At 63.2% G+C, this 5,910-nt stretch carries 8 protein-coding genes and 1 pseudogene; 2 read left to right on the top strand and 7 right to left on the bottom strand.

Features of this window, described 5'->3' with window-relative positions; genetic code table 11:
- Nucleotides 1-62: 62 nt before the first annotated feature.
- Nucleotides 63-251: a hypothetical protein gene (locus tag J7E68_RS15190; protein ID WP_215173979.1), complete on the bottom strand. Its 189-nt coding sequence runs from the start codon at nucleotides 249-251 to the stop codon at nucleotides 63-65.
- Between the two features lie 420 nt (nucleotides 252-671).
- On the opposite strand from J7E68_RS15190, the gene J7E68_RS15185 reads away from it, so the two are divergent.
- Nucleotides 672-983, top strand: coding sequence for a hypothetical protein (locus J7E68_RS15185; protein ID WP_215173977.1), 312 nt, complete (start codon nucleotides 672-674; stop codon nucleotides 981-983).
- Between the two features lie 33 nt (nucleotides 984-1,016).
- On the opposite strand, the gene J7E68_RS15180 is transcribed toward J7E68_RS15185, so the two are convergent.
- The gene (locus tag J7E68_RS15180) at nucleotides 1,017-1,787 is read right to left on the bottom strand and encodes a hypothetical protein (RefSeq protein ID WP_215173975.1); all 771 of its coding nucleotides are present in this window, start codon (nucleotides 1,785-1,787) and stop codon (nucleotides 1,017-1,019) included.
- Between the two features lie 852 nt (nucleotides 1,788-2,639).
- Between J7E68_RS15180 and J7E68_RS15175 the strand changes: the two genes are divergently transcribed.
- A complete protein-coding gene (locus J7E68_RS15175; protein ID WP_215173972.1) occupies nucleotides 2,640-3,224 on the top strand; it encodes a hypothetical protein in 585 nt (194 codons plus the stop codon).
- Here J7E68_RS15175 and J7E68_RS15170 read toward each other — a convergent pair.
- From J7E68_RS15170 to J7E68_RS15155, 5 genes and pseudogenes are all read right to left on the bottom strand, one after another.
- Nucleotides 3,174-3,884 carry a DUF4760 domain-containing protein gene (locus tag J7E68_RS15170; RefSeq protein WP_215173969.1) on the bottom strand — a complete coding sequence of 237 codons (711 nt, stop codon included), beginning with the start codon at nucleotides 3,882-3,884 and terminating at the stop codon, nucleotides 3,174-3,176. The genes J7E68_RS15175 and J7E68_RS15170 overlap by 51 nt on opposite strands.
- A gap of 119 nt (nucleotides 3,885-4,003) precedes the next feature.
- Nucleotides 4,004-4,642, bottom strand: coding sequence for a hypothetical protein (locus J7E68_RS15165; protein WP_215173967.1), 639 nt, complete (start codon nucleotides 4,640-4,642; stop codon nucleotides 4,004-4,006).
- Nucleotides 4,643-4,652: 10 nt separating this feature from the next.
- Nucleotides 4,653-5,096, bottom strand: a complete 444-nt coding sequence (locus tag J7E68_RS15160; protein ID WP_215173965.1) for a hypothetical protein — start codon at nucleotides 5,094-5,096, stop codon at nucleotides 4,653-4,655.
- A gap of 202 nt (nucleotides 5,097-5,298) precedes the next feature.
- Entirely contained in the window at nucleotides 5,299-5,424 is a 126-nt protein-coding gene (locus J7E68_RS20180) for a hypothetical protein (protein WP_285225495.1), read from the bottom strand.
- Nucleotides 5,425-5,723: 299 nt separating this feature from the next.
- A pseudogene (locus J7E68_RS15155) lies at nucleotides 5,724-5,910 on the bottom strand (hypothetical protein); the annotation flags it as partial.

Raw genomic sequence — 5,910 nt, 5'->3', positions numbered from 1 at the left:
AGGCTGATACCAACGGCGATCCCGAGTGTGAGCTTCATCGATGCTCCCCTCGTGAGATATCGCTACTCCGTGAGCTGCACGATCATTCGATGGCCAAGGCCGGAATCGTCCCGCTCGATCCTGTGTGTCTCGACGGTCTCGACGTCGGCACGACCGATTTCCGTCAGTCCGTAGCTCGCTTCGTTGAAGTAGACGGGTAGCTCGGGGTCGAGCTTGGTGAGAAGGTCGATGAGTTCCTGAACCGTTGCCATGCATCTATCCTTCCGTGCGGGCGGCCGGTGGGACATGCCGGCCGCCCTGCTGGGGATGGGGACAGGAAACGACGGAAGCCCCGACCGGATGAGCGGTGCGGGGCTTCCTCAGAAACTTGTCTACCTTCAATCTGGCCGTCGATCTCGACGAGTGACGTGTCCATGCCCTGCGATTTCCAGCAGCGGATCGAGCGGGGCGAGCGGTGAACGAGAGCCCCGGCCTGCTTGTACGTCAACCAGTCAGCCATCGGGTGGCCTATCGACACCCGATAGGGTTCGGTCATGGATCAAGGGTGGGCGGTAGTTCTCGGAGCGGTGGTCGCCCTCACGGGTTCGGCGTTGGTGCCATGGGTTCGGGAGACTCTCACTGCGAAGGGTGCGCGGAAGCGGGCACGAGACGAGCGAATTCGCGTGGCGGTCGTGGATCTGCTCACTTCGAATGCGGCGCAGGGGGCGGCGAGGACGACCGACGACGATGCTGCACTGTACGACTCGTACTCCGCTCGCGCTCGGGCGGTCGCAAGTCTGCTGATTGAGTTGCCCCCGGAAGAGCGCGAAGGACTGAGTGCGGTGATCGATCTGGCTTCTCCCGGTCGCCGAGACACCCGAGAGAAGGTTCTGGCGCTGCAGGACGTGCTCATGGGTTGGACTGCCGGTGAGATCGCGCCCGAGGATGCGCTGAAGACGTATCGCGCTGCCTTAGGCCGTCGCAAGACGACTCTTCAGGGGTGACGTCACTGCGCTCCGTCCTGCTCCGCCGGCCAGCTAGCTCTGCGCGGCACGCTCCTCGTACTTCGCAAGCGCCTGCTGCAGCGCGTCGAACGCCGGACGCATCAGCCCCTCGACAACCGTGAAGCTCGACGTCTGGTAGAAGGTCGCCGTCCCTTTGGACCACTCCGTGAGTTGCCGACGTTGGAGTACGCGGTGTGCCATCGTCTTGTTCGAGTGCGCGAGTCCACTACAGATACGCCAGGCAGAGAGTATGTCCCGCTCGCCCGTCGTGATGTGACGCGCAGCGTCGATGATCACGTCGGTCGTCGAAGGAAAGTCTCGGTCTAGTGACGACTGCTGGAGCGCCTTGTTCATTGACTTCAGTTCCTCCAGCCGATCGAGGAATCTCTTGGTCTGGACGGGGTCGATCGGCACGAAGGAAGCAGTCGCAGCGTCCGCATCTTCGCGCCGAGTCTTCGTGAGGTGAAGCGATCGGAACACTCGCTTGGCTATTGTCCCCGGCGCCAGCAGCCACACCGCGAACGCGGAAGCCTCAATGGAGGCACGAATGAGCGGGTACAGCGACATCAGCGGCAGCCCCTCTCCCTGCATCAGTCGCGAACATGTACTGAGTGGCTCGATGGCACATACGAGTAGGTGCTGCACCTGGAGCTGGATCGGCTCATAGGCCGTCTGGGAGTTCTCCCGCTCAAGGACCCCGCCGCTCACCGCGTCGATCTCATCAACGCGCATCTCCATCGCGGGAAGCATCCCCAGCATCTGCTCGATCCGGGTTCGCGAGAACTCTTCGATCTGCTCGGGCATCTGAACATCATGCTCTGCCATACGAACATCATGCCGTGCCCCGTGCGGGCGACCGACTGAGACGTCGTGCGCCCGCAGCCACATTCCGCCGGTCTTCGCTACGATCACCACATGCGAAGCCGACGAGTACTCCTCGTGTGCGTGACTCGGCTCGATCGCTACGGTGGCAGCGCTGTTGTGGGCCGTCCAGACGTTCCGCGCGGATCAGCGACATCGCCAACAGCAAACGGACGACGCGAAGGCTGAAGACGAAGCGGCACGTATGGAGGCGGCGTCGAAAGTCGCCGTCGCGATTCGGGGCGGCGGGAGCTTCGGTCACGCTGGGGACAAGCAGGTGAACAGTGTCTACGTGAGAGTTGACAACAACACGTCGGGAGTCGTCAACCGCTGCTGGACTACGAAGCCACGATCGAGTACGCGGTGGCTGGCCGGACTTGGGCGCGAACCGGCTCATCGGATCCCGTCCTCGTCGACTAGCTCGGCCCGTGCGGGCGGCCGGTTGGGGAGCCGGCCGCCCGGCGGTGTGGGGACACACCGATTCAGGAAACGACGAAGGCCCTCACCGTGGCGGTGGGGGCCTTCAACATTCCTGGTAATCATTACGTTAGGGGGGTGCAACGGAATCGTGTCAAACACGACACGCCGCTATCGGCACTGGTACAACGCGGCGGGGCGTTTGGGGCATGAGGCCGCGTTGTTATCCGTGGCGGCACGATTCGATTTGCGCCTGCTACACGAAAGGTGCGTCGATACGAGCACCTGTCCACTGAGGCGGGATCAGCGACAGGTTCATGACTCATCGAACGCATCTCAGTTTGGGAGGGAACGATGTGGCGTCGGTAGAGTCCGAGGATGGATGCTGCGACATGGTTGAGTCTGATCTCCGCGTTGGCTGCGGTAGCTGCTGCGGTCGCGGCATGGGTAGCCCGGAAAGACTCTCTCGATAGCCAAGCCAAGCGGGAAGCATCCGAGCTCCGGGCTGAGTCAGACCGAAGAAAGCACGAACTTGAAGCGGGCGTTCTGAGGCGATTGTCCGCCGAATCTCTGGCGACCCTCGCCAAGGCTTTCGTCGAGGCCAAGGACCGGGAGAATCGCGACCCGCCCATCGCCGACGTATCGGGGGCTAAGCGCGCTCGCATGGACTTCGGAGAAGCGCTCCTGGCTTGGGTCGACCACTTCGAGCAAACCTACGTCCGAAGCACGCGATTCGACGCGCCCGAGCAGTTCCACCGGTTCACCCACCGTGCGCACAACGAGTTCCCCGGAAATAGCGCCTTCTGGCTCGTGCAGTGGATGCTTGGGCTTGTGCTTCAGCGGACGATGCGGATCGGAGGGGCCATGCCGACGCAGGATGAGATTTCCGAGGCCTCCCGTCAGATGCGCTACCTAGTTCGCGCGTGGGTCGAAGACCCCGACCTCTTTGAGCAACAAGCCTGAGCGCGTGGCAGCGATCGGTCCGTTGTCTGCGAGGGGTAATCTGCTCTGCCGGAGTGCATCCAGTTGCTGCGGACCGCCCGCTATCCAAGTAGCCAACCTCGTCAGCTCGGCGTACGCGCGAGGTTGCGGCGGACGCGTCGGCTGCCCTTCGCGCACCACAAGGATGTACTCCTCAAAAAGGATGTATGCCGCAGGGATCCGGGTGCCAGCGATTCGCCTCAGCAGGCGCCTATCGACGATCCGGATGCGTGCGCCAACGGCAATCCGTTCCAGCCCGTTCAGGATCTGCGTGATGTCTCTTCGACTATCTTGCAGAGCCACCCGGCGAGCCCCGTCTCGTCGGTGCCACCAGGGCGCGGGAGAGGTACGGGTTCTGATGCGCAAAGCGTCTTCACGCGTCATCCGCAGCGCCGGGAACGCTTGCCCGATTCTCGTCCGCGCCGCGCTGGACTCCTTCGCCCACTCGCGCCAGGCTTCGATGGTCGCCGACCGACGTGCGATGCGTGTGTTGACGACGAACACACTGACCGCTACGAGAACGCCCGCGAAGGCGATCCCAACACTCAGCAGAACCCCATTGGCGCGCAGAGCGTCGATAAGAAGGTCGAACTCCGTGGCGCCGCCTACTGCGAACGATGGCGAAAGGGTCTGCGTTGGCACACCATGACTATGGCAGCAACGCCACCGCAACGGAAGACTGCGCAACACCGCTCTAGTTGCGCATCCCGCGGCCTTAGACGGAGCCGCTCCCCCCCTCTCCACTCCGAACTGAGCGAGACCTATTCTCGGCGGTTCAACAGTGTCCGGACCTGATCGGCGTTCATGCCGGCCTTCAACATCTCAACCAGGTGGCGAGCGTCATCGCGGTACGAGTCGAGCAGACGATCGAAGTCCCGCAGCAGCGGCTGATGGTCCTCGTCCAAAATGTAGAGCAGCTCAAGGTCTCCGAACCGGCCCGCCCACTCCCCGCTTTCAGGCTCAGTCGATCGGATCCGCATCATGATGCTCGGCGCTGGCATCCCGTACTTTCCGAGCTGTCGAAGGTTCGCATCGATGAGTAACTTCGGATCGGCCAGTGTCACGACGAGGTGACCGTTGTCCTTGCCCCCTGGGCGGAGATCTTCGAGCTGGTCTCGTCGGCCTTCTGGGACCATAGCCGTGGCCTTCGGACCCATGATTCCGAAGTCGCCGGTGCGATGGTCATGGGCGAGCAGCGACACAGGCCGTGGCGTCAGCGCGAATCCGAGCTCGCGGCCGACCATCACCATCATGGCCGCAGCCTCAGCGCAGCTCGGCTCTTCACCGAAGGCATCGCCGACCGCGACCACGGCCTCTTGTAGCAGCTCGAACGGATCTTGGGGGGTCTGGATCGCCTTCACTGCAGACCGTTCGGTCTTTTGTCTCTTGGCTTTCCCCATGCCGATCAGACTAGCGGCGCGGACGGAGGCCTCGATCGAGCACCTTGCGCACGAGTTCGGCGCGCTCGTGGAAGTTTCCGGATCCCTCCATTGCATCGTCTCCGCCATCCGGAGAACTCTGGGAGGTTGCGGCCCGCTCACTCTCGTGCACCTGCAACCGGTGGAAGTATGGTTGAGCGGCCAACCACGCGGCGCGGATCTTGTCGGCGCTCCCCGTCTCCATAAGGGTCTTGGCCGGGTCCCAGAAGCCTCCTGCGATCGCCACCTCTTCGAGATAGATCGAGTAGGTGCCAAGCGCATTCGCATACGCCCTGACAGCTGTCTCGGCCACGTCATCCATCACCCGGATCTCGCGTTTTGCCGCGAGATGGTTCGTGTATGTCGTCGCACCGAATGCGGAAATGAGTCCGAGACCGACCGGAACGACTACGTCGGGCAACAGTTCGAAAGCCATGAGCGCCACCATAGCGTTGCGTCATGCCGCTAAGGCGACCCTCGGGAGTCAGCTGTCCGCGCGGAGGTGTGTCCGACGCTCGGCTACCGGTGCTCCTCGGCATCAACCCAGTTGCGGATGGTGCGCTCGGTGCGTTCTGCTACGTTGGCGGCGTCCTGCAGCGTAAGCCAGATCTTCATGCGGCCTCGCCTATCGTGCGCGCTCACGCGGCGAGCACGTCGTGTTTGCGGTATCGGCCGAGGCGAAGCTCGAGGTCACCGGCCTTCACCCAGACGCGTGTTCCCGCTTCGCGGTGCGCGAGTCGGGTGGCGTCCACGAGGGTGAGCAAGCTCAGATCATAGAGGCGCATCTCGGGCGGAGCAGCCTCGGCGAAGACGGATGCCCATATGCCGGCGTCGTCGTTCGAGTTCGCTTCCCAGTCGCAGGCATCCGTCGAGCAGCGGCAGCGAACCGGGCGCCCATCTCGATCCGGCTGCACTCGCACGCCCATCAGGTCGCACACCGGGCACGTGGCCGAAGCGCCCACCGACGCGCGTCCTCCAGCGACCACAGGGCCGCGGCGGGTCTTCAAGGAGGACGACGTCATCCCTTCGATAGACGCTCAACTGCGATTTCAGGACGACTGCATCATCGCGACGCGTCGTTCTGCTCATGCATGCGACGTAATCTGTTCTGCCATACGGGATCCTGTTTCATGCGCTCGCGCCACCATGAGCGCAGTACGTCATCGTCGACGAGACGCACTCGCTGACCGTCACGGATGCCCCAGCCCATGGGCAGACCGTTGCGGCGCCATCTCTTGATGGTCAACACC

The sequence above is a fragment of the Microbacterium sp. ISL-103 genome (assembly GCF_018613995.1).
In the GTDB taxonomy this organism is placed as follows: Bacteria; Actinomycetota; Actinomycetes; order Actinomycetales; family Microbacteriaceae; genus Microbacterium.
Note: the sequence above shows the minus strand (reverse complement) of the source record. Positions and strands in the feature narration are given on the sequence as shown.

What these genes read in the sequence shown, in the direction of transcription:
- J7E68_RS15180 (WP_215173975.1), bottom strand. Translation starts at nt 1,787, where the DNA reads ATGCCCGAGCAGATCGAAGAGTTCTCGCGAACCCGGATCGAGCAGATG.
- J7E68_RS15190 (WP_215173979.1), bottom strand. Translation starts at nt 251, where the DNA reads ATGGCAACGGTTCAGGAACTCATCGACCTTCTCACCAAGCTCGACCCC.
- J7E68_RS15165 (WP_215173967.1), bottom strand. Translation starts at nt 4,642, where the DNA reads ATGGGGAAAGCCAAGAGACAAAAGACCGAACGGTCTGCAGTGAAGGCG.
- J7E68_RS15160 (WP_215173965.1), bottom strand. Translation starts at nt 5,096, where the DNA reads ATGGCTTTCGAACTGTTGCCCGACGTAGTCGTTCCGGTCGGTCTCGGA.
- J7E68_RS15175 (WP_215173972.1), top strand. Translation starts at nt 2,640, where the DNA reads ATGGATGCTGCGACATGGTTGAGTCTGATCTCCGCGTTGGCTGCGGTA.